The organism is Stenotrophomonas sp. IS26 (assembly GCF_054188265.1).
This window is the reverse complement of the sequence record NZ_JBSZJV010000004.1, coordinates 80,548-102,557: the sequence shown is the minus strand read 5'-3', so window position 1 is coordinate 102,557 and position 22,010 is coordinate 80,548. Positions and strand designations below refer to the sequence as shown.

Below are 22,010 nucleotides of genomic sequence, written 5' to 3'. Positions count from 1 at the left end.
CCACGCCATGCGTGGCTGCACCATTGGAGGCGTTCGATCAGCGGCCGATCAATGCCGACATGATCGCCTTCTGCACATGCAGGCGGTTTTCGGCTTCGTCGATCGCGATGCACTGCGCCGAATCCATCACGCCGTCGGTCGCTTTCACGTTGCGACGCAGCGGCAGGCAGTGGCTGAAGACACCGTTGTTGGTGAGCGCCATCTTGGCTTCGTCGACGATGAAGTGCTTGTACTGATCGCGGATCGGCTTTTCCGGTTCCCAGTTGCCGAAGAACGGCAGCGCGCCCCAGCTCTTGGCGTACACCACGTCCGCGCCGGCGTAGGCACTGGCGATGTCATGGCTGACCTGCAGCGAACCGCCGCTCTCGGCGACGTTCTGCTCGGCCCAGCCCATGTAGCGCTCATCCAGGATGTAATCCGGGGTCGGGCACAGCAGGGTCACGTCCATGCCCATGCGGGTGGCGATGGTCAGCGCCGAGTTGGCCACCGCGGTGTTCAGCGGCTTGGGGTGATAGGTCCAGGTCAGCACGTACTTCTTGCCGCGCAGGTCCTGGGTGCCGAAGTGTTCCTGCAGGGCCATCACGTGGGCCAGTTCCTGGCACGGGTGGGTGATGGTTTCCATGTTGATCACCGGCACCGGCGAGTACTTGGCGAAGCTCTTGAGCACTTCGTCCTCGCGGTCCTTGGTCCAGTCGATGAACTTCGGGAAGGCACGCACGCCGATCAGGTCCACATAGCGGCCCAGCACTTTGGCCACTTCGGCGATGTGCTCCTCGGTGTCCCCGTCCATCACCGAGCCCAGGTTGAACTCGATCGGCCAGGCGTCTTTGCCCGGCTGCAGCACGATCGCGTGGCCGCCCAGCTGGAACGCGCCCAGCTCGAAGCTGGTGCGGGTGCGCATGGAGGGATTGAAGAACACCAGGGCAATCGACTTGCCCTTGAGCTCGTCGCCCAGTTTGTTGCGCTTGAACAACGCGGCCTGGGTCAACAGGGCATCCAGGTCGGTGCGGCTCCAATCCTGGGTGTTCAGGAAGTGCTTCAGGGACATCGATCGATCCTTTGCGGCTGGTTTTCCACCGTTTCCGGCAGGGGTTGGGGGCGCCGGGGCGCGTTCAGGGCTCAACAAAACGTATACAGATGAAACTTTTCAGATCGTAGAAACGAAAAAACCCAGCGCGGGGGCTGGGTTTTCCAAACAGGCAGCACGAAGCTCCGGTTACCCAGCGAAAATGTGGGGTTCCGGTCGGCGGGCACGCGACGTCATGCCCGTAGCCATACGGGCGGCGCTGGTGTCGTGCTGGAAGTCGGTGAGTTTCATGGCCGCCCATCTTTGCATGCACCCGGGGCGGGTGCAAGGCCTGAATGGAAATTCAGGTTGAAGGCGTCGCCCGTGAGGCGACGGGAGGTGTCACGGGTTGGCGCCACCGGCCTGCTCGTTGCCCACCCACGGGGTGATCGAGACGCGGATCTTGAGCCGGTTGCCCGGGTCTTCCGGCAGGCGGGAACGGTACTTGGTGCCCTTGTAGACGTAGTCCACGTCGTAGGCGATCGGGCGGCGGAACTCACGGCCGACCGGGATGATCTTGCAATCCCGGGTCAACAACGGCCCGGTGTTGGCCGGCGTGGCCTCGACCACCACCGTTTCTGAGTAGCCACTTTCGTCGGTGCTGCCGTCCTCCCGGCGGAAGATCGAGCGCACCGAATCCATGAAGCGGCCGAAGCGGCCCTTGTCTTCCTGCGGCTCCTCGCCGGTGACGTTGACCGGCGCGAGCGTGCGGGTGGAGACCGGCTCGCAGTGCTCTTCAGTGCGGGTGGCGCGCAGGGTCTGGAAGACCGGCTCGACGTTGAGCACCTGGGCGTAGTCGAACTTGACGTTCTCCACGATCACCACCCGGTTGCGCACCTCACCCTCCTGGGCGCACGCCCCGAAGGCGGCACTTCCGAGCAGGCAGACCAGCGTCAACAACGAAGCGGATTTCATTGGCAACAAGGAAAAGGACAAGAGGGATAGTTTAGGCAGTGGCAAGCACAAGGGGCTGAACATTACCCTTCCGTGACGTTTCTGCCCATAGGCCGACCCCACCTGCAGGGCCGGAAGCCCGCCACAACGGGACGGAACGCCTGAAGCCTTCAGCCACACCGCCAGCGGCCGGGGCCGCCTGCCTGCCCTGCCCACATCCCCCCAAAGCCCCCGACACGTTCTAAAATCGACCGCTTACCCCCGCTCCCGACCCTCATGACCCTGCGCCTGCACAACAACCTGACACGCCAGCTCGAACCGTTCACCCCGCTCGATCCGACCTGTCCGACCCTGTATGTGTGTGGCCCCACGGTCTACAACTACGTCCACATCGGCAATGCCCGTGGGCCGGTGGTGTTCGGGGTACTGGCCGATCTGCTGCGCCGCCGCTTCGGCGGCCTGCGCTATGCCCGCAACATCACCGACGTGGATGACAAGATCAACACGGCCGCGCGCGAGCAGCACGTCCCGATCAGCACCATCACCGACCGTTTCGCCGCCGCCTACCGCGAGGACATGGCCGCGCTGGGCGTGGTGCCGCCGGATATCGAGCCGGAAGCCACCGCGCACATTCCGCAGATCGTGACGATGATCGAGCAGCTGATCGCCAACGGGCATGCCTATGCGGCCGAAGGCCACGTGCTGTTCTCGGTGAGCTCCTACGCCGACTACGGCAAGCTCTCGCGCCGTGACCCTGACGAGATGCTGGCCGGTGCGCGCGTGGATGTCGCCCCGTACAAGCGCGACCCGGGCGATTTCGTGCTCTGGAAGCCCTCCAGCGACGACCTGCCCGGCTGGGAGTCGCCCTGGGGCCGTGGCCGCCCGGGCTGGCACATCGAGTGCTCGGCGATGGCCGCAGCGCACCTGGGGCCGACCATCGATATCCATGCCGGCGGCGTGGACCTGCAGTTCCCGCACCACGAGAACGAGATCGCCCAGAGCGAGTGCGCGCACGGCGGGCAGACCTTCGCCCGGTTCTGGCTGCACAACGGCATGCTCAACTTCGGCGGCGCCAAGATGAGCAAGTCGATCGGCAACATCGAGCGCGTGCACGATCTGGTCCGCCAGCATGCCCCCGAGGCGCTGCGCTATGCCCTGCTGTCGGCCCACTACCGGCAGCCGCTGGACTGGTCCGATGCGCTGATCGAGCAGTCGGTGCGCACCCTGGACCGCCTGTACGGCACCCTGCGCGATCTGGTCGGGGTGGACGCCGCTGCGGTGATTCCGGCCGAGATCGAGGCCGCGCTGGATGACGACCTCAACACCCCACAGGCACTGGCCGAGCTGGCCCGTATCGCCGGTGAGGCACGCAAGGCTGCTGACGCCGACAAGGCGCACTGGAAGTCCGCGCTGCTCGGTGCCGGCCTGGCGCTGGGCCTGCTGCAGCAGGATCCCGCGGCCTGGTTTGGCACCGCAGGCGGCAACGACGACGATGCGGCGATCCAGGCCCTGATCGATGAACGCGCCGCTGCCAAGCAGGCCCGCGACTTCGCCCGCGCCGATGCGATCCGCGACCAGTTGGCCGCCGAGGGCATCGTGCTGGAAGACACCGCCCAAGGCGTGCGCTGGTCGCGCAAGCGCTGAACGACCGCCCGGCTGACCGTCGGGCGCTACCCGACACCGCCCGATCCACTGGGCATTGCCATGACATCGCCCCGGCCACGGACGGCCGGGCTGCCTCCCCCCGCAACTGCACGGTCACCCACGGACGGCGAACACCGACCCGGAGCCCCCATGACCCCCACCTCCCCGTTCCCGCTCGAACCCACCGCTGCTGAAGCCCAGGCAGCCATCGCCGAGGAATTCGCCTTCTTCGGTGACTGGTCCGAGCGTTATCAGTACCTGATCGACCTCGGCCGCAAACTGCCCACCTTCCCGGAAGCGTGGAAAACCGAGGAACATCGCCTGCTCGGCTGCCAGTCCATGGTCTGGATCGTGCCGGACGGCAATGCCGAGGCGCTGCGCTTCCACGCCATCAGTGATTCGGCGATCGTCTCCGGGCTCATCTACCTGGCCCTGCGCGTCTACTCGGGCCGTTCGGCGGCCGACATCCTGGCCACCGAGCCGAGCTACATCCAGGACATCGGGCTGTCGCGCCACCTGTCCCCGACCCGCAGCAACGGCGTCGCGGCGATGCTGGCCTTCATCCGCGACACCGCCCAAGCGCAGTCGTGACGCTCTCCGCCGATCCGCAGGAGCCGGACAGCGCCCTGCAGCTGCTGGCCCGCCCGGGCTTTTCGCTGGTGCTGGCGTACCGCATCTTCGCGATGCTCTCCTACCAGATCGTCGCGGTGACGGTCGGCTGGCATATCTACGAAGTCACCCGCAATCCGTTCTCGCTGGGCCTGGTCGGCCTGGCCGAGGTGCTACCGTTCTTCTGCGTGGCGCCGTTTGCCGGCTACCTGGTCGACCACCTGCCCCGCCGCCGGCTGGGCATGGTCGCCTGCAGCGGGCTGGTGATGACCGCACTGGTGTTGACCGCGGTCGCCCAGGGCTGGCTGCCGTTCCACGGAGTGTGGCCGATCTATGCGGCGATCGCGCTGACCGGCATGGTCCGCGCGTTCCTCTCGCCGATCTACAACGCTCTGTTCGCCCGCGTGCTGGAGCGCACGCAGTACGCACGCGGAGCCGGCCTTGGCGCGGTCGTCTTCCAGGCCGGCATGGTGCTCGGGCCGGCCCTGGGCGGTGCGCTGGTGGCGTGGGGCGGCAAGGGCGTGGCCTATGGCGTGGCGGTAGGCGTGTCGCTGATCGCGCTGGGCTGCCTGGCGGCGCTGCGCGTCTCCGAGCCGGTGCACACGGGCCCGGCGGCGCCGATCTTCAAGAGCATCGCCGAGGGCGGCCGGTTCGTGCTGGGCAACAAGATCATGGTCGGGGCGATGGCGCTGGACATGTTTTCGGTGTTGCTCGGCGGCGTGGTGGCGATGCTGCCGGCGTTCCTGCACGAGATCCTGCATCACGGGCCGGAGGGGCTGGGCGTGCTGCGTGCGGCGCCGGCGCTGGGCTCGGTGTGCGTGGGGCTGTGGCTGGCGCGTCGGCCGCTGCAGCGCAATGCGGGGCGTGTGCTGTTGTTCGCGGTGGCCGGCTTTGGCCTGTGCGTGATCGGCTTCGGGCTGTCGTCGAATTTCTGGCTGTCGGCGGCGATTCTGTTGTTCTACGGTGCGTTCGACGGTGTGTCGGTGGTGGTGCGTTCGACGATTCTGCAGTTGGCGACGCCGGAGGAGATGCGTGGTCGGGTGTCGTCGATCAATGGCATTTTCATCAGCTCGTCCAATGAGCTGGGTGCGTTCTATGCGGGCACGATGGCCAAGCTGTTGGGGCTGGTCCCGGCGGTGGTGCTGGGTGGCTTTGCGGTGTTGAGCGTGGCGGGCATTACGGCGTGGAAGAATCCGACGCTGCGGCGGTTGAACCTGCGCGATCTGCATTGAGCATTTGGCCAGCCAGCCAGCCAGCCGACTGACTGGCGGCTTGGCTGCCTAGCTGGAGGCCGCGCTGGTTGGCCGGCGCTGCGCGGTTGGGTTGCTACGCCGTTGGTTGAGCGCCTGCTTGTTCCTGGGATTGGGCGGCCGGGCAGCGCAGTGCAGGACCCGCCGTGAACCCATCCATGGGGGCTCGTAGTGCGGCATCCATGCCGCACACGGTCCTGCACTGCGCTACCCGTCCACCCATGGACAGTGGGTTGCTTGCGCGGGATTAACAGCGAAGAGCAAACGGCGACAGGCGAACGGCGAACAGCAGATAGCGGGCGTCTCACTGCTTATCACTCACGGCGTACAGCGCCGGTTGATGGCTGCTGGCTCCTGGCCGGTGGCTGACGGCATACCGCTTGGCGTTTATGACTTCAGCACTGCCACGGCGTCCGGCGTCCGGCGTCCGGCGTTGGCTTGCGGCTCCGGCTGAAAATGGACTGCGGACTGCGGACTGCGGACCGCACAATTTTTGGCGTGCCCGCCACGCATGTAGATCCACGCCATGCGTGGATGCCGCGCAAAGCGCGGGACAAGCATCCGGACATCAGCACCCGGCATTTCCCGACGATCCAGCCTGCACTGGCAGCTGGCCGAGACCGTGTCGGAAGCGGGACTCAAGGCTCTTCCAGCCGCCCACCCGTGAACGTATCGGGAGTGGGTCGGGTAGCCCGGTCCGGGACCGTGTGCGGCATGGATGCCGCACTACGAGCCCCCATGGATGGGTTTACGGCGGGTCCCGGACCGGGCTACCCGACCCACTCAAACGCCAAGTGGCAAGGCGCCAACGCCCTTCGCGTCCAACCCCGAACCAACACAAACCAAAAGCGAACGGCCAAAAAAAACCCGGCCGAAGCCGGGTTTTTTCGTAGAACAGCACAACCAACAGCGCGATCAGTCGCCCTGCTGCTTCTGCAGATGCTCCCAACGCTCCTGCGCATCGATCGTGCGCTCAGCGGTCAGGCGGGCTTCCAGACGGTCCAGGCCAATTTCTTCGCCCGTATCCACACAGAAACCGTAATCGCCATCTTCCAGACGCTTCAGCGTGCTGTTGATCTTGCCGATCAGCTTGCGATAACGATCGCGGGTACGCAGTTCCAGCGAGTTCTCGGTCTCGCGGGTGGCGCGCTCGGCCTCATCGCCGATATCACGCACTTCCTCCTGCAGATTCGCGATGGTCTGCTTGGATTCCTCCACCAGATCATTGCGCCAGTGCTGCAGGCGCTGGCGGAAATACTCCAGCTGCAGCGGGCTCATGTATTCCTCTTCCGCGCTCGGCTTGTAACCGTCGGGCAGGATCGGACGACCGGTGGCTTCGTCAGTCTTGTATTCCACCACCTTCACCTTGGTGCGAGGGGCCGGGGCGGCCGAACGCGCTGCCACGGCAACGGCGACCTTGCCGACCGGACGGGACACGGGCTTGGGGGCGGACTCGGACTTGGCGGGGGTTTTTGCAGGCGATTTCGAAACGGGCACGGGATTCTTGTTTTGCGGGGCCTTGGAGGCGGCGACAGGGGCGACCGGCGCCGGCGCGGACGCCGGAGAAGGTGCCGCCTTGGCCGGGCTCTTGGCCGGGACAGACTTGGCCGGCGCCGGCGATGCCGGCTTCGGTGCGGACTTCACTACGGGTGCTGCAACCGGCTTGGTGGCCGGCTTGGGTGCCACGGGCTTGCTGGCGGTCTTGCTGGCCTTCACCGGCGTAGCCGGTGCCTGCTTGACTGCGGTCTTCTTCGCCGGTGCCGGCTTGGCCGCCGGTTTGGCGACAGCAGGCGTCACGGTCTTCTTGGCTGCCGTCTTGCTGGCAGCGGCTTTCTTGACGGGCGCCTTGCTCACCGGCTTGCCTGCCGCGCGCTTGGCGGGCGTGGCAACCGGCTTGGCGACCGTCGACTTCTTGGCAACGACCTTCTTGGCGACGGTCTTCTTGGCCACCACCGTCTTGGCAGCAGGCTTCTTGGCGACAGCCTTCTTGACGGTCCTGGCCGGCGACGTGCTGGCCGCCTTTTTAACGGGTGCCGTCCTGGCCGCCGGTTGTTTGGATGCAGGCTTGCCAGCCGGCTTGGCGGCCGGCTTCCTGGCAACGGACTTGGCCGCCAACTTCTTTACAACAGGCTTGGCGGTTTTCTTGGCGGCCTTGACGGCCTTCTTTGCAGTTTTTTTAGCAGCCACGAAACGCTCTTCCTTGGATTCCCCGGGGCCCGGGAAAGCGGGCCTTTATAGCCTACCCGACCAGCAGCAGCAACCACACCGCCTACTCCGTTCAGCCCCGGAGTCGCAAGGCGTGCGACCGGTCCACCTGGCAGGCGGGCCAACGTGCGCAGTTCGGTACCTGACCCGGCGACACCGCCGGGGTGGCCCGTCGCGCGCGTGGGTGCGGACGGGTCCAACGCCCCATCCTGCGACAAATGCGCCCTTCATGCCAACTGGAATAAGATTGGGGGGTGATCTCACGCCTGCTCATCGCCCTGCTGCGCTTCTACAAGCGCTTCATCAGCCCGTTGCTGGGGCCGCGTTGCCGCTTCATGCCCAGCTGTTCTGAATACGCCATGCAAGCCATCGCCACCCATGGCCCCGCGCGCGGCAGCTGGCTGGCCGCGCGCCGGCTGGGCCGCTGCCATCCCTTCCATCCCGGTGGCATCGACGAGGTGCCCCCGCGCACCGCGCCTGACGCCACCTGCCGCTGCACAGGAAAACACTGAATGTCCTCCACGCTCATCGTCAACGCCCACCTGGTCAACGAAGGCACCATCACCCAGGGCGACCTGCGCATCGAAGATGGCCGCATCGCGCAGATCGGCCCCGGTTTGGATGCCCGTCCCGGCGAAACCGTGGTCGACGCCGCCGGCCGCTGGCTGCTGCCGGGCATGATCGACGACCAGGTCCATTTCCGTGAGCCCGGCCTGACCCACAAGGGCGACATCGCGACCGAATCGGCCGCTGCCGTCGCCGGGGGCCTGACCAGCTTCATGGACATGCCCAACACCAACCCGCCCACGCTCAACGCCGAGATCCTGCAGGCCAAGTACGATGCCGCCGCCGGCCGTGCGCGTGCCAACTACGGCTTCTACATGGGCGCCAGCAACGACAACCTGGCCCACATCCAGTCGCTGGATCCCAAGACCGCGCCGGGCATCAAGGTGTTCATGGGCGCCTCCACCGGCAACATGCTGGTCGACAACCCGGAAACGCTCGATGCGATCTTCCGCGATGCGCCCACGCCGATCATCACGCACTGCGAAGACACGCCGATGATCGATGCCAAGGCCAAGGAGTACGCCGAGAAGTATGGCGATGCCCTGAGTGCCGAGCAGCACCCGGACATCCGCTCGCGCGAGGCCTGCCTGAAGTCCTCCGAGCTGGCCGTGTCGCTGGCCAGGAAGCACGGTACCCGCCTGCACGTGCTGCACATCTCCACCGCTGATGAGCTGGCCCTCTTCGAACGCGGCCCGCTGATCCGCGCCGATGGCAGCCGCAAGCAGATCACCGCCGAAACGTGCATCCACTTCCTGCGTTTCGACCGCAGCGATTACGCACGGCTGGGCAACCTGATCAAGTGCAACCCGGCGATCAAGGAAGCCAGCGACCGCGAGGCGCTGACCCGCGCCGTGGCCGATGACGTGATCGACGTGCTCGCCACCGATCATGCGCCGCACACCTGGGAAGAAAAGCAGAAGCCCTATGCACAGGCGCCGTCCGGCCTGCCGCTGGTGCAGTACGCGCTGGTCGCCGCGCTGGAACTGGTACACGAAGGCAAACTGGAGATCACCCAGGTCGTGCAGAAGTTCGCGCACGCGCCGGCGCAGCTGTTCGATGTCAGCCAGCGTGGCTACCTGCGCGAAGGCTACTTCGCCGATCTGGTGCTGGTCGAAGACGTGCCGTTCACCGTCAAGCGCGAAGACGTGCTGTCCAAGTGCGGCTGGTCGCCGTTTGAAGGCACCACCTTCCGTTCGCGCATCGCCTCGACCTGGGTCAACGGGCAGTTGGCGTGGGATGGCGAGAAGCTGGTGGGCTCGCCGAACGGCCAGCGCATGAGCTTCGACCGCTGATGCGGGCACGGGTGTTGCGCGCGGCCCTGGCGGCCGCAGGCGTCGCGGCGATGGGCAGTCTGCTGCCCTCGCCCGCCGTGGCCCAGGCCGATGCGCGCGTGGTGTTTCCGGCCAGCGCCTCGCAGGGCGCGATGGTGATCGGCAAGGTGCCGGCCGGCAGCGTCGTGCAGTACGGCGGCCGCACCCTGCGCGTGAGCGGGTACGGCAGCGTGGTGTTCGGCATCGGCCGCGATGAGAAAGGTCCACTGCAGGTGCAGGTGACGCGCCCGGACGGCGGCAGCGAAACGGCCAGCATCGCGGTCACCCCGCGTGACTGGCCGACCGAGCGCGTCAATGGCGTGCCGCCGAAGACGGTCAATCCGCCGCCGGCGATTGCCGAACGGATCAAGCGTGAGCAGGCGCAGGTCACCGCCGCGCGTGCCCGCGATGACAATCGCGCCGACTTCGCACAGGCCTTCATCTGGCCGGTGCAGGGCCGCATCAGCGGCCGCTTCGGCAATGCGCGCGTCTATAACGGCCAACCCGGTTCGGGCCACTCCGGCATGGACATCGCGGTGCCGACCGGCACCCCGGTGAAGGCACCGGCCGCCGGCGTGGTCACCTTCGCCGGCCCGGACCTCTACCTGACCGGCGGCACGCTGCTGCTGGATCACGGCTTCGGGATCAGTTCGAACTTCCTGCATCTGTCGCGCATCGACGTGAAGGTCGGCGACCGCGTCGAGCAGGGCCAGGTGATCGCCGCTGTCGGTGCGACCGGTCGCGCGACCGGCCCGCACCTGCATTGGGGCATGAACTGGTTCGATACCCGCATCGACCCGCTGCTGGTGCTGGACCGCGGAAAGTAACGGAGGGCCGGCCGCTGGCCGGCACCTACGCTCAGCCTCGCGCAGCCCACCAGGTCAGCCACAGCGTACGCATCGGCGTGGCCTGGTACTGACGGTCCTGCGCCCAGGTCTGCTGGCGGGCACGGGCCAACGCGGCATACAGCCGGCGGGGCCGCGGGCCGGCAACCCGCGCCGGCCACTTCGCCAGCAGTTGCTGCGCCCACCTGCGCGGTGCGGCGGTGTCATCCTCGGCCAGCAGCGAACGCGGAATGGCGGCAACGCCACGCTCGTGCAGCCGCTGGGCCAGGGTCTGCACCAGCACCGGGGTGGCGACATCGCCACGCGCCGGGGTATCGAACATCACCGCTTCGACCGCGGCCACGGCGGCCGCATACGCCTGCAACGCGCGCAGCGCCTGCGCCGGATCGACCGGCACCGCACGCGCGTCGATCAGATCCGGCAGGGCCTCGGCCAGCTGCGCCCACGGCGCGCGCACCGGCTCGAGCACGCGGCCCAGCGGATGGCGCGAGCGCTGTGCGGACCAGCTGCGCAGCTCTTCACCCCACCACGCCAGTTTCGCGTCGGACGGCAACGGGTCGCCGGCGGTATTGAGGATGTCGTCGAACTCCTGCAGCAGCGAGAACCACGCCACCACCAGGGTGCGCTGGTGCTCGGGCACGAAGCGTTCGGCCACCTGCCACTCGGGCCAGCGGGTCCGCCACTTGTCCAGGAAACTGCCCAGGGCGCTGGGAGTACTCACGGTGTATTCCTTGAAAGGCTAGAGCGTGCGCGGAAGCGGCCACGCCTTGGCATGTTGCAGGTGTTCGGGACGTGCGATCAGCGTGTCGGCGCCCCAGGCCATGGGGTCGTCGGCATCGAGCCGATAGCCCCACAGCGCGGCGACCGAGGCCATGCCGGCGGCGTTGGCGGCGACGATGTCGCGCTCGTCATCGCCCACGTAGATACACGTGCCCGGGGCGATGCCCATGCGCTCGGCGGCAGCCAGCAGCGGCAGCGGATGCGGCTTGCGCTGGGCCAGGGTATCGCCGCCGATCAGCACCTTGCAGCGCTGTTGCCAGCCCAGCTGCGGCACGATCAGCCGGGCCAGGTATTCGGGCTTGTTGGTGACGATGCCCCACGCGCAGCCGGCCACATCGAGCGCGTCGAGCATCCCGGCGATGCCATCAAACAGCACGGCATGCTGGCCGATCAGGCCTTCGTAGCGCGCCAGGAACTCCGGCACCAGCGCATCACGCTCGGCCTGCCCCAGCTCGGGAAAGGCCACCGAGACCATCGCACGCGAGCCCTTGGAGACCACCGGGCGCAGCGCACTCAGGGTGATCGGCGCGCGCTCGCGCGCGGCCAGCATCGCGTTGGCGGTGGCCAGCATGTCCGGTGCGCTGTCCAGCAGGGTGCCGTCCAGATCGAACAGCACCGCCGGCGGGAAACCGGACTCAGACACGAGCCGCGTCGTCCGGCTTGACCGCGTGGGCCAGGTAATTGATGTCGGTGCGCGTGCTCAGGCGGGCACGGTTGCGCCACGGCTCATACGCCATGCCGCTGACATCGCGCAGGTTGAAATCGGCCTCGCGCAGCCACTTGCCCAGCTCGGCCGGCTTGATGAAATCCTGGTAGTGATGCGTGCCCTTCGGCAGCAGCCGCGCCACGTACTCGGCACCGACGATCGCCACGGCGAACGCGGCCGGGGTGCGGTTCACGGTGGACAGGAACAGCTGGCCGCCCGGCTTGAGCAGGCGATGGCAGGCGGCGATGATCGCGCCCGGGTCCGGCACATGCTCGAGCATTTCCATGCAGGTGACCACATCGAAGCTGCCCGGCTGTTCGGCGGCCAGGTCTTCAGCGGCCTGCACGCGGTAGTCGACCGTGACGCCCGACTCCAGCCCGTGCAGGCGGGCGACCTTGACCAGTTCCGGGGCCAGATCGATCGCGGTGACGTCCGCGCCTTCCTTGCCCAGCGCCTCGCTGAGCAGCCCGCCACCGCAGCCGATATCGAGCACGCGGGCACCGCGCAGGGTGACGCGCTGGGCGACGTACTGCAGGCGCACCGGGTTCAACGCGTGCAGCGGCTTCTGCGGGCCATCGACGTCCCACCAGCGGTTGGCGAGCGCGGCGAACTTGTCCAGTTCGGCCTGATCGAAATTGGTGGAAGCATGGGGGGTGTTCATGGGGATCCTTGATGCATCAAGCACGGATGTGTCGGATACGCTCGCGCCACTGGCGGGCGTTGGCGACGATCGCGGCGGTGTCCATGCCGACCAGTTCGCGCTGGACCAGCTTGGGCTGGCCGGCGATCCAGACATCGCTGACCTGGTGGCGGCCGGCGGCGTAGACAAGCTGCGAGAGCACATGGTGCAGCGGTTGGGTTTCCAGCGCGGAGAGATCCACGCAGACCAGATCGGCCTGCTTGCCGACCTCGATCGAGCCGATGCGGTCGCCGAAGCCCAGCGCGCGTGCGCCGCCCAGGGTGGCCGCACGCAGCGTGGTGGCCGCGTCCAGCGCGGTGGCGTCATTGGCCACGGCCTTGGCCAGGATCGCCGCGGTGCGGTTCTCGCTGAACATGTCCAGGTCATTGTTGCTGGCGCAGCCATCGGTGCCGATCGCCAGGTTCACACCGGCGCGCTGCAGCGCGCACGCCGGGCAGAACCCGGAGGCCAGCTTGAGGTTGGATTCGGGGCAATGCACCACGCTGACGCCGCGCTCGGCGCAGAGGTGGATCTCAGCCTCGGTCAACTGGGTCATGTGCACCGCGATCAGGCGGTCGTTGACCAGGCCGAGCCGATCCAGACGCGCCAGCGGACGCTGGCCGTGCAGCTTGAGCGAGTCGCTGATTTCCTGCGCGGTTTCATGCGTGTGCAGGTGCACCTGCATGTCCAGCTGGTCGGACAGCATGCGCACGCGTTCGAAGTTCGCGTCGTTGACGGTGTACGGCGCGTGCGGGGCGAACGAGGTGCCGATCAGCGGATCGTTGCGCCACTGGTCGTGCAGGTCGCCGGCCTTGGCGAAGTACTCGTCGTCGGTCTTGGCCCAGGCGGTCGGGAAATCGATGATCACCGCACCGACCAGCGCACGGAACCCGTGCTGCTTGTAGACGGCGGCCTGGACGTCGGAGAAGAAGTAGTTTTCGTTGGCGCAGGTGGTACCGCCGCGCAGCATCTCGGCGATCGCCAGGGTGGTGCCGTCGGCCACGAACTCCGGCCCGATCACCGCCGCTTCCACCGGCCAGATGTGCTGCTGCAGCCAGACCATCAGCGGCAGGTCGTCGGCGACGCCCCGCAGCAGGGTCATGGGATTGTGGGTGTGCGCGTTGACCAGACCCGGCATCAACGCCGCGTCCGGGCGGGACACGGTCTGCTTGGGCGCAAAGCGCTCGCGCGCTTGGGCACGCGGCAGGATCGCGATGATCTCACTGCCACGCACGGCCACGGCATGGTCTTCCAGCACCACCGCATGCGGCTCGATCGGGACCACGTAACCGGCTTCGATCAACAGGTCACAGGCTTCGGGAATGCGGGCGGTGTCGGTCATGCGGGCTCACTTTGCTGGAGAAACAGGTCAGCCTACGGCAGGGCCTACCTCGAACCTTCAGAAGACCGGTCCCATGCTGGACGGCTACCGCGATGCTTCTGGAGGACTGGCCCCTGAATCAGGGACGGCCGCGAAGCGGCGGGGTGTGGATGCGGGTGAGTTGGGGCCCACGATCCGCGGCGCGGATCGTGGGAGCGCCAGCGCGGATGCGCTGCCGCATACCCGGATTACTTGCCTGCGCGTGCGGAGTATTCGCCCGAGCGGGTGTCGACCTTGATGATTTCATCCTGGTTGACGAACAGCGGCACGCGGACCACCGCGCCGGTTTCCAGGGTGGCCGGCTTGCCGCCGCCGCCCGAGGTGTCGCCACGGACGCCCGGATCGGTTTCGGTGATCTTCAGTTCCACGAAGTTCGGCGGCTGCACGAAGATCGGCTCGCCGTTCCACAGGGTGACGATGCAGGACTCTTCGCCCTTCAGCCACTTCTCGGCGCCGCCCATGCCGGCCTTGGTGGCCTGCACCTGCTCGAAGGATTCCGGGTCCATGAAGTGCCAGAACTCGCCGTCGCTGTACATGAAGTCCATGTTGGTATCGACAACATCGGCCTTCTCCACGTCGTCGGTGGCCTTCATGGTCATTTCGACCACACGGCCCGACTTGATGAAGCGGTACTTCATGCGGGTGAAGGCCTGGCCCTTGCCCGGCTTGACGTATTCGGTCTCGGTGATGACCGCTGGTTCATTGTTGACCAGGATCTTCATCCCGTTCTTGACGTCGTTCATGCCAACAGTGGCCATGCTGAAACTCCTGAATGGGCAAACGCCGCGCAGGCGCGGCGAGCCGGATAGAATGGGAAATCCCACCGACACCGGTGGGGTGACTCGATATTTCTGACCCACATGATAACCGCAGGCCCCCATTCCATGCAGCTTTCCGCCATGCCCCTGGCCGCCCCCGTCCGCTGGCAGCAACGGTGGCGTGAGGCGATCCGCGACCCGCGCGAGCTGCTGCGGCAGCTGGGGCTGGATCCGGTGGCGCTGGGGGTCTCTGACGAGGCGGCCGGCCAGTTCGCGGTGCGCGTGCCGCAGGGCTTTGCGGCCCGGATGCGCCATGGCGACCGGCATGACCCCCTGCTCCGCCAGGTCCTGCCGATCACCGACGAACTGAAGATCGTGCCCGGCTTCAGCCTGGATGCGGTGGGCGACGGCGCGGCCAAGAAGGCCACCGGGGTCATCCAGAAATACCGCGGCCGTGCCCTGCTGGTCACCACCGGCAGCTGCGCGATCAACTGCCGCTACTGCTTCCGCCGCCATTTCGACTACGGCGCCGAGAACGCGGCCCGCGAGGGCTGGCGCGATGCGGTCGACGCGATCGCGCAGGACCCGGACATCGACGAGGTGATCCTGTCCGGCGGCGACCCGCTGTCGCTGGCGACCCACAAGCTGGTGGAGCTGACCCAGGCCCTGAAGCAGATTCCGCACCTGCGCCGCCTGCGCATCCACAGCCGCCTGCCAGTGGTGCTGCCCGAACGCGTGGACGACGAGCTGGTGCAGTGGATCGCCTCGCTGCCGTGGCCGGTGGCGTTCGTGATCCATGCCAACCACGCCAATGAGTTCGACGCATCGGTGGACGCCGCGATGGCGCGCCTGCGCGCGGCCGGCGCCACCCTGCTCAACCAGGCGGTACTGCTGCGCGGCGTCAACGATTCGATCCAGGCGCTGCAGGCGCTGAGCGAGCGCAGTTTCGCGGCGGGCGTGCTGCCCTATTACCTGTACCAGGTGGACCGGGTCGAAGGCGTGGCCCATTTCGAAGTGGCCGACGACACCGCCAAGGACCTGCATGCGCAGCTGACCGCGCGCCTGTCCGGCTACCTGGTGCCGAAGCTGGTCCGCGAGATCTCCGGCGACAGCAGCAAGCGGCCGGTCTAGCGTCAGCTGCCCGATTCGAGCAGCTGCACCACCTCGGTCGCGCTGACCGGGTGGCTCAGCCAGTAGCCCTGGGCCAGGTCGCAGCCGCGCTGGGCCAGCAGATCGAACTGCACTTCCTGCTCGATACCTTCGGCCACCACGGTGATCCCCAGCGCATGGGCCATGGCGATGATCGCCGTGGTCAACGCCAGATCGTCCGGGTCACGCTGCATGTCGGCCACGAAGCTCTTGTCGATCTTGACCCCGTCCACCGGCACCTGGCGCAGATGACTCAGGCCGGAGAAGCCGGTTCCGAAATCGTCCAGCCAGACCTTGACGCCGGTCCGGTGCAGCTTGTCCAGCAGCGCGGCAGCCAGCATTTCATCGCCGATCACGGCGGTTTCGGTCAGTTCCAGGTGCAGGCGCGAGGCCGGCAGGCCGGTGTCGCGCAGGCAGTCAGCGACCAGGGTCGGCAGTTCGCCACCGCGCAACTGCCGCGGCGAGACATTCACCGAAACGAACAGCCCTTCACCATCGGCGCCGGGTGGCCACTGCACCGCCTCGGTGCAGGCCGCGCGCAGCACCTTGGGGCCGATCACCTCGATCAGGCCGCTCTGCTCGGCCACTTCGATGAACACCGAGGGCGGAATCGTGCCCAGGGTGGGGTGCTGCCAGCGCAGCAGCACCTCCACGCCGACCATGCGGCGGTCGCGGGTCCGGTAGATCGGCTGATAGGCCAGCCGCAGCTCGCCGCGCTCCCAGGCACCGCGCAGCTCCTGCTCCATGTGCACGCGGCGCTCGACCGCGTGATCCATGGCCCGGCTGTAGTAGCGGTAACAGTTTTTACCGGCCATCTTGGCCTGGTACATCGCGATGTCGCCGTTCTTGAGCAGCGTGGTGGCATCGGCGGCATCGTCCGGAAACAGGGTCACGCCGATCGAGGTGCCCAGGAACAACTCGCGGCCCTGCACCACCAGCGGCTTGCCCAGTTCACGCACGAGTATCTCGGCCAGCTCACGGGCCCCGGCGGGAACATCGCCGTCACCGATCAGGATCACGAACTCATCGCCACCGAAGCGCGCCAGCAGCGCCTCATCGCCGCCGGCCTGGGCCACCGCCGCGCTGATCCGCTGTGCGAACTGCAGCAATGCCTCGTCACCGGCCTCGTGGCCCAGCGTGTCGTTGACGCGCTTGAAATCGTCCATGTCAGCGAACAACAGCCCCAGCCGATGCCCGGAGGCCCGCGCCGCCATCAAGCGGTGATCCAGCGCCTCGCGGAAAGCCAGCCGGTTGGTCAGCCCGGTCAGGGCATCGGTATAGGCCATGTGCCGCACCTCACGGTCGTGCCGGGCAATCGCCTGGCTCATGCGACCGAACGCGCGCATCAGCTCACCGACCTCATCCTGGCGCCGGACCTCCGGCATCTGCAGGGTGTAATCGCCGGCCTCGATCTGGCGGGCGGCACCGGCCAGCCAGCGGATCGGCGTGACCAGGGTGCGCTGCACGTAGATGATCACCACCGCGCCGATTCCAACCAGCAGGCCGAGCATCAGCAGCAGCCAGCCCAGGTGCCGCTTGCCGACCTGCTGCAGGCGATCGCCCAGGGTCTGGTTGGCCTGCTGCTCCATGGCCTGCACATCGTCCAGCGCCATGCCCACGCGCACGCCGCCGATCCGCTGGTTGCCGATCATGATCGGCATCGCGTTGTCGAGCACCTTGGGCGACTGCTGCACCACCAGCGCGCGCGCGCCGGCCGCGCCCGCCGCGAGCGGATCGGTCATCGGCTGGCCAAACTCGAGCACGTCCACCGTGCCGTCGTGGATCAGCCTGCCGTTGTCATCGAATACCAGCACATAGCGCACCACCTGCTGCCGCGAGGTATTGCGTACCAGCGCGCCGACCTGCTCCAGGTCGTTGTAATAGAGCGGATTGGCCAGCGCATCGGACAGCTCCCGCGCCAGCGCTTCGCCACGGCTGCGCACACTGCGGTCGAACAGGTCATGGATGACCGTCCCGCTGAGGTGCTGCACCTCATCCTGCATCGTCGCCTGGCGCCCCAGCACCACGGCCACGATCGCCACCACGACCAGCATCGCGCCGCCCATCGCCAGCACGAAGCGGGCCTGCATTCCCGAACCCAAGCGACTCATTCCACTTCCATCCGCACGCGCGTCAAGCCTTGTTTCAATTCATCCAGCCGGTGCTGCATCTGCGCATCCACCCGGTGGAACCCGGACGTACCAAAAAATGTTTTCAATGCCGGCTGCGCCTGCGGATCCGATGCGGCATCCAGCAGCACCTGCTGCAACCGGTCGCGCACCTTCGGATCCAGGTCGTCACGCACCATTTCGACCGCACGCGGATACGGTTCGGTGCGATGGATGATGCGGAAATCGCGCAGGAAATTGGCCGGAATGCGCTTGGCATCGGACCAGTCCACGCTGCTCACCGCACCGGCATCGACCAGCCCCTTATGGACGAACGTGGCGATGTTCGATTCCGACCGGGCGAACACGTAACCCACCGTATCCGGCGCGGCGACATCGCCGATCGAGGCCAGGATTTCCGGCGTCTCGCCATGCTGCAGCAGGGTCATCACCGGCACCAGATACGCGCTGGTGGAGGCCACGTTCTGCAACGCCAACGTGTGCCCACGCAGGTCTCCCAGCGTCTGGATGGGGCTGTCGCGGCGCACGAAAAACACGGTGTAGTAGTCGCGAACGCCGCTGCGCTCGGTCAGCAGCAGCGGCCTGGCGCCGCTGCGCAACCCCAGCGCGACGGCGGTACCGGAGGTCTCGGTCACCCAATCGACACGGCCGCGGCGCAGGTAACTGCCCATCTGCTGGGTATCGCGCGCCATCAGGATGCGGCCTTCGGTGATACCAACATCGTGCATGCGCGGAATCACGTAATCGAGCAGGGGCTGCAGTTGCGCATAGTGTGACCTGGGGTCGTCGCTGATCCGGCCCAGCACCAGCACTTGAGCGGGCCCGGCCCACACCGGGCCGGTCATCGCGACGATGGCCAGACACAGCACTACGCTCTGCAGCAGCCTTCGCAGTCCCGACAAGCCCATCACTCCCCCCAAGGAATCGAGACAGACTACCCGAAAAAATGAGAACTGCGTCAGCTTACAGGGGCTTATTGGTCGCCAATCGCGCCATGCGCTGTGCGTCGGAGAGGATGCCGCGCAGCAGGCGCACTTCCTGTTCGCTCAATTCGGTGCGCAGGAACAGGCGGCGCAGCTTGCGCATCGCCGATTCAGGGGCACGGCCCTTGTGGAAATCGATCTCATCCAAGGTGTCACCCAGCTGGCCGAACAGGCCTTCCACCTGGGCATGGCTGGCCGGCGCTTCGCCGAAGCCGGGGTCGGCCGGGGCGGCGGCCGGGGCATCGGCCGCGCCGAGAATGGCCATGCGCACTTCATAGGCCAGCACCTGGACGGCGGCGGCCAGATTCAATGAACTGAAGTCCGGGTTGGACGGAATATGGACGGCGGCGTGGCAGAGCTGCAGCTCTTCGTTGGTCAGGCCGGTGCGTTCACGGCCGAACACGAAGGCCACTTCGGCCGGCTCGGCCGCCTTGGCCAGCACGCGCTGGGCAGCCACGGCAGGCAGCAGCTCTTCCAGCTGGACCCGGCGCGAGCGGGCGGTACAGCCCAGCACGAACCGGCAGTCGGCCACGGCCTCGGCCAGGGTCGCCACGACCGGCGCGTCGCCGAGGACGTCTTCGGCACCGGCCGAGCGGCGGAAGGCCTCTTCATCCAGCGGTTTTTCCGGGGCGACCAGGACCAGGCGGCCCAGGCCCATGGTTTTCATGGCGCGTGCGGCCGCCCCCATGTTTCCGGGGTGCTGGGTGCCGACCAGGACAAAGCGGATGCGGGCGGGAGCGGTTTGAACGGACATGAACAGGCCAAATGCGAGCAGGACAGCGACAAATGGTAAACTGTGCGGCCGGCCTCTGCGCCGGGACCGCTCTTTTCCCCCGCCAAACCCCTACTCTGCCTTTACGGGAGCTTTTCGCCATGCAGAAACCCGCCGTCACCGTCATGGTCAAGGCCGCCCGCCTCGCCGGCAACGTCCTGTTGCGCAACATCAACAAGCTCGAGGCGTTGAACGTCGTGCAGAAGGGCCGCATGGACTATGCCAGTGAAGTCGATGCAGATGCGGAAAAGGTCATCGTCAAGGAACTCAAGCGCGCCTATCCCGAATACGGGATCATGGGTGAGGAAGGTGGCGTGCAGTCGGTCAACCGTTACATGTGGGTCATCGATCCGCTGGACGGCACCAGCAACTACCTGCGCGGCTTCCCGCATTACTGCGTGTCCATCGCCCTGGTCGAGAACGGTGAGCCGATCGACGCGGTGATCTTCGATCCGCTTCGCAATGAACTGTTCACCGCCAGCCGTGGTGCGGGCGCGGTGTTCAATGACCGTCGTATCCGGATTGCCGAGCGCAAGGATCTGGGCGGCGCGATGATCCATACCGGTTTTGCACCGCGTGAGCGCCAGCGCACGAGCGCGCAGCTGAAGGCGGTGGACGCACTGCTGGTACAGGCCGAAGACGTGCGCCGCACGGGTTCGGCGGCGCTGGATCTGGCCTATGTGGCCTGTGGCCGTGCCGATGCGTACTTCGAGGCCGGTGTGAAGGCCTGGGACATCGCCGCCGGTGTGCTGCTGGTCCGTGAGGCCGGTGGCCGTGTGTGCGATTTCAAGGGCGCGACCCCGGCCCGCATGGACAGCCGTGGTCCGGAAACCCAGCAGATCGTCGCGGGCAACGTGAAGATCAGCGATGCGCTGCAGAAGGTGCTGGTCAATACGGGCTACGCGGCGGAGTTCGACGCGAAGTTCTGATCGGGCTGGATCTGATCTGCAGGATGACGGCGCCTTCGGGCGCCGTTGTTGTTTGTGGGCTGTCATCGTGCGCCGTGCTGGACGCGTCATAGCGAGCCTGGCTCGTCGTGCTTCGGTAGTGCCGACCGCTGGTCGGCTGCTGTTGAATGCTGGCAACGGTAACGGCAACGGCAGCGCTTCCATTGCTGAGGGCGAGAGGCCGGTGGGTAGCCTGGGCCAAGACGCGCCGTAAACCCATCCTTGGGGGCTCGTGGGCGCCATCCATGGCGCCCTGACGGTCTTGGCCCAGGCTACCCACCGGCCTCCCGACAGATCTTGATGTGGCGGATGGGAGAGCTCAACGCTCCTGACATCTACTGGACGGCACTGACATTTTTTGATCGCGGGCGCCCGCCCAACAAAAAACGCCCGGCGCAAGCCGGGCGTTCTGTTCTGCGCACTGCGGTGTGGGTTACACCACGGTGTTGTTGGCGGCGCGCAGGGCGGCGATGCGCTCGTCCAGCGGGGGGTGGCTCATGAACAGCTTCTTGGCAGCGCCGCCGGCGATGCCGAAGGCGGCGATCTGGGTCGGCAGGGTGCTCTGGCCATGGTTGACCTTGAGGCGTTCCAGGGCGGCGATCATCTTCTGGCGGCCGGCCAGGTGGGCGCCACCGGCGTCGGCGCGGAATTCGCGGTGACGGGAGAACCACATGGAGATCATGGTGGCGAACAGGCCGAACACCATTTCCAGGACGAACACGATGATGTAGTAGGCAAAGCCGCGGCCGCCGCCTTCGCGGTTGCCGGACAGGGCGCTGTCGATGAAGCCGCCGACGATGCGGGCCAGGACGATCACGAAGGTGTTGAGCACACCCTGCAGCAGGGCCATGGTGATCATGTCACCGTTGGCGACGTGGGCGATTTCATGGCCGAGCACGGCTTCGGCTTCGTCTTCGCTCATGTTGTGCAGCAGGCCGGTGGAGACGGCGACCAGGGCCTTGTTGCGGTTGGCGCCGGTGGCGAAGGCGTTGATTTCCGGGCCTTCGTACACCGCCACTTCGGGCATGCCGATGCCGGCTTCACGGGCCTGGCGCTCAACGGTGGCCAACAGCCAGCGTTCGGTCGGGTTGCGCGGCTCGGTGATCACGACGGCGCCGGTGGAGCGCTTGGCCATGAACTTGGAGAGCAGCAGCGAGATGAACGAGCCGCCGAAACCGAAGATGGCCGCGAAGACCAGCAGGCCGCTCATCTGGTTGGGATTGACGCCCAGTACCGACATCACGATGCCGGCCAGGATCAGCACCGCAAAGTTGGTCAGCAGGAAGAGAGCAATGCGACTGAACATGGGAAAAGGACGCTCATGGGAGGTTGATGA

The 22,010-nt window shown here is 66.8% G+C and carries 20 protein-coding genes; 8 read left to right on the top strand and 12 right to left on the bottom strand.

Going from position 1 to position 22,010, the window contains the following annotated elements:
• Positions 1-37: 37 nt before the first annotated feature.
• Both ACW6W5_RS05740 and ACW6W5_RS05735 read right to left on the bottom strand, forming a co-directional pair.
• Positions 38-1,048 (bottom strand): N-acetylornithine carbamoyltransferase, encoded by a 1,011-nt coding sequence (locus ACW6W5_RS05740; RefSeq protein ID WP_123730719.1) that lies wholly within the window; start codon positions 1,046-1,048, stop codon positions 38-40.
• 360 nt (positions 1,049-1,408) lie between these two features.
• On the bottom strand, positions 1,409-1,981 hold the full coding sequence (locus ACW6W5_RS05735) for a hypothetical protein (RefSeq protein ID WP_121038197.1): 573 nt from the start codon (positions 1,979-1,981) through the stop codon (positions 1,409-1,411).
• Positions 1,982-2,236: 255 nt separating this feature from the next.
• Between ACW6W5_RS05735 and cysS the strand changes: the two genes are divergently transcribed.
• The 3 genes from cysS (at position 2,237) to ACW6W5_RS05720 (ending at position 5,445) form a co-directional block, all read left to right on the top strand.
• Positions 2,237-3,604 (top strand): cysteine--tRNA ligase, encoded by a 1,368-nt coding sequence (cysS, locus tag ACW6W5_RS05730; protein ID WP_121038200.1) that lies wholly within the window; start codon positions 2,237-2,239, stop codon positions 3,602-3,604.
• 150 nt (positions 3,605-3,754) lie between these two features.
• Positions 3,755-4,195: a SufE family protein gene (locus tag ACW6W5_RS05725; RefSeq protein WP_458233631.1), complete on the top strand. Its 441-nt coding sequence runs from the start codon at positions 3,755-3,757 to the stop codon at positions 4,193-4,195.
• Positions 4,192-5,445 carry an MFS transporter gene (locus tag ACW6W5_RS05720; RefSeq protein ID WP_121038206.1) on the top strand — a complete coding sequence of 418 codons (1,254 nt, stop codon included), beginning with the start codon at positions 4,192-4,194 and terminating at the stop codon, positions 5,443-5,445. The genes ACW6W5_RS05725 and ACW6W5_RS05720 overlap by 4 nt, the downstream gene beginning before the upstream one ends.
• Before the next feature lie 933 nt (positions 5,446-6,378).
• Here ACW6W5_RS05720 and dksA read toward each other — a convergent pair.
• Positions 6,379-7,650, bottom strand: a complete 1,272-nt coding sequence (dksA, locus tag ACW6W5_RS05715; RefSeq protein WP_121038209.1) for an RNA polymerase-binding protein DksA — start codon at positions 7,648-7,650, stop codon at positions 6,379-6,381.
• Between the two features lie 272 nt (positions 7,651-7,922).
• On the opposite strand from dksA, the gene yidD reads away from it, so the two are divergent.
• From yidD to ACW6W5_RS05700, 3 genes are read left to right on the top strand one after another with little or no spacing between them, the layout of a single operon-like run.
• Positions 7,923-8,180, top strand: coding sequence for a membrane protein insertion efficiency factor YidD (gene yidD, locus ACW6W5_RS05710; RefSeq protein WP_152153470.1), 258 nt, complete (start codon positions 7,923-7,925; stop codon positions 8,178-8,180).
• Positions 8,181-9,527, top strand: a complete 1,347-nt coding sequence (locus tag ACW6W5_RS05705; protein ID WP_152153468.1) for a dihydroorotase — start codon at positions 8,181-8,183, stop codon at positions 9,525-9,527.
• A complete protein-coding gene (locus ACW6W5_RS05700) occupies positions 9,527-10,372 on the top strand; it encodes a M23 family metallopeptidase (protein ID WP_193222837.1) in 846 nt (281 codons plus the stop codon). Before ACW6W5_RS05705 ends, ACW6W5_RS05700 begins: the two co-directional genes overlap by 1 nt.
• A 31-nt stretch (positions 10,373-10,403) precedes the next feature.
• Here ACW6W5_RS05700 and ACW6W5_RS05695 read toward each other — a convergent pair whose 3' ends face one another.
• The 5 genes from ACW6W5_RS05695 to efp form a co-directional block, all read right to left on the bottom strand.
• Positions 10,404-11,111, bottom strand: a complete 708-nt coding sequence (locus tag ACW6W5_RS05695; protein ID WP_152153464.1) for a squalene/phytoene synthase family protein — start codon at positions 11,109-11,111, stop codon at positions 10,404-10,406.
• An 18-nt stretch (positions 11,112-11,129) separates the two neighbouring features.
• Positions 11,130-11,813: a phosphoglycolate phosphatase gene (locus ACW6W5_RS05690; protein WP_152153462.1), complete on the bottom strand. Its 684-nt coding sequence runs from the start codon at positions 11,811-11,813 to the stop codon at positions 11,130-11,132.
• Positions 11,806-12,537, bottom strand: coding sequence for a bifunctional 2-polyprenyl-6-hydroxyphenol methylase/3-demethylubiquinol 3-O-methyltransferase UbiG (gene ubiG / locus ACW6W5_RS05685; protein WP_152153460.1), 732 nt, complete (start codon positions 12,535-12,537; stop codon positions 11,806-11,808). The genes ACW6W5_RS05690 and ubiG overlap by 8 nt, the downstream gene beginning before the upstream one ends.
• Positions 12,538-12,553: 16 nt before the next feature.
• Positions 12,554-13,897 carry a TRZ/ATZ family hydrolase gene (locus ACW6W5_RS05680; protein ID WP_152153458.1) on the bottom strand — a complete coding sequence of 448 codons (1,344 nt, stop codon included), beginning with the start codon at positions 13,895-13,897 and terminating at the stop codon, positions 12,554-12,556.
• 227 nt (positions 13,898-14,124) lie between these two features.
• Positions 14,125-14,694, bottom strand: coding sequence for an elongation factor P (gene efp / locus ACW6W5_RS05675; RefSeq protein ID WP_019182820.1), 570 nt, complete (start codon positions 14,692-14,694; stop codon positions 14,125-14,127).
• A gap of 126 nt (positions 14,695-14,820) precedes the next feature.
• Between efp and epmB the strand changes: the two genes are divergently transcribed.
• On the top strand, positions 14,821-15,825 hold the full coding sequence (gene epmB, locus ACW6W5_RS05670; RefSeq protein ID WP_152153456.1) for an EF-P beta-lysylation protein EpmB: 1,005 nt from the start codon (positions 14,821-14,823) through the stop codon (positions 15,823-15,825).
• A gap of 2 nt (positions 15,826-15,827) precedes the next feature.
• Here epmB and ACW6W5_RS05665 read toward each other — a convergent pair whose 3' ends face one another.
• The 3 genes from ACW6W5_RS05665 to ACW6W5_RS05655 all read right to left on the bottom strand — a co-directional run bounded on the left by ACW6W5_RS05665 (position 15,828) and on the right by ACW6W5_RS05655 (position 19,709).
• A complete protein-coding gene (locus tag ACW6W5_RS05665) occupies positions 15,828-17,954 on the bottom strand; it encodes a putative bifunctional diguanylate cyclase/phosphodiesterase (protein WP_152153454.1) in 2,127 nt (708 codons plus the stop codon).
• Positions 17,951-18,874: a phosphate/phosphite/phosphonate ABC transporter substrate-binding protein gene (locus ACW6W5_RS05660; protein WP_428999401.1), complete on the bottom strand. Its 924-nt coding sequence runs from the start codon at positions 18,872-18,874 to the stop codon at positions 17,951-17,953. Before ACW6W5_RS05660 ends, ACW6W5_RS05665 begins: the two co-directional genes overlap by 4 nt.
• A 61-nt stretch (positions 18,875-18,935) precedes the next feature.
• The gene (locus tag ACW6W5_RS05655) at positions 18,936-19,709 is read right to left on the bottom strand and encodes an RNA methyltransferase (RefSeq protein WP_152153452.1); all 774 of its coding nucleotides are present in this window, start codon (positions 19,707-19,709) and stop codon (positions 18,936-18,938) included.
• A gap of 119 nt (positions 19,710-19,828) precedes the next feature.
• Here ACW6W5_RS05655 and ACW6W5_RS05650 point away from each other — a divergent pair, with 119 nt between their 5' ends.
• Positions 19,829-20,656 (top strand): inositol monophosphatase family protein, encoded by an 828-nt coding sequence (locus ACW6W5_RS05650; protein WP_019182815.1) that lies wholly within the window; start codon positions 19,829-19,831, stop codon positions 20,654-20,656.
• A gap of 451 nt (positions 20,657-21,107) precedes the next feature.
• On the opposite strand, the gene htpX is transcribed toward ACW6W5_RS05650, so the two are convergent.
• Complete coding sequence (gene htpX / locus ACW6W5_RS05645; RefSeq protein ID WP_121038240.1) at positions 21,108-21,980, bottom strand: protease HtpX; 873 nt, start codon at positions 21,978-21,980, stop codon at positions 21,108-21,110.
• Positions 21,981-22,010: the final 30 nt, after the last annotated feature.